Source organism: Campylobacter sp. TTU-622 (assembly GCF_016598965.1).
GTDB lineage: Bacteria > Campylobacterota > Campylobacteria > Campylobacterales > Campylobacteraceae > Campylobacter_D.
Genome location: NZ_JAENKR010000223.1, coordinates 1 through 473 on the forward strand (window position 1 = coordinate 1; position 473 = coordinate 473).

At 22.2% G+C, this 473-nt stretch carries 2 pseudogenes; both read left to right on the forward strand.

The features are described from left to right. Positions 1-363: pseudogene (locus JG677_RS08585) on the forward strand (glycosyltransferase family 2 protein); the annotation flags it as partial. After that, positions 356-473, forward strand: a pseudogene (locus JG677_RS09125) (nuclear transport factor 2 family protein); the annotation flags it as partial. The pseudogenes JG677_RS08585 and JG677_RS09125, both read left to right, overlap by 8 nt.

Genomic DNA, 473 nt, shown 5'->3' on the forward strand with positions numbered 1-473 from the left:
ATCTTAGAATTATCTTTAAATGATGCAGGTGTTTTAAGTTTTGAAAGTATTCATCCAAGATGGGCTTATGTAAAATGTGATAAAGACAACTTTGTTTTGGAAGCTTTTGAAAAAAAACCTGCAAGCAAAAATGCAATAGCAGGATTTTATTATTTTAATAAGGCCGAATATTTTATAAAATCAGCTTTTAGTATGATTAAAAAAGATGTTAATTATCAAGGAAAATATTTTATTGCTTCAACGTTAAATGAATTAATTTTACAAAATAAAAAAATTATAAATATACCAATTGATGAAAATCGTTATTTTACTTTTTATTCTCATGTAAAAATTAATGAATATGAAAGGATTAAGAATGCTTAAAAAATTGACTGAAAAATATATCAGTGCTTTTAATGATAAAAATTTAAAAGAAATAGAAAATTTATTAAACGAGAACTTTATTTTAGAAGATCCAGTTGTAAAAAGAATAG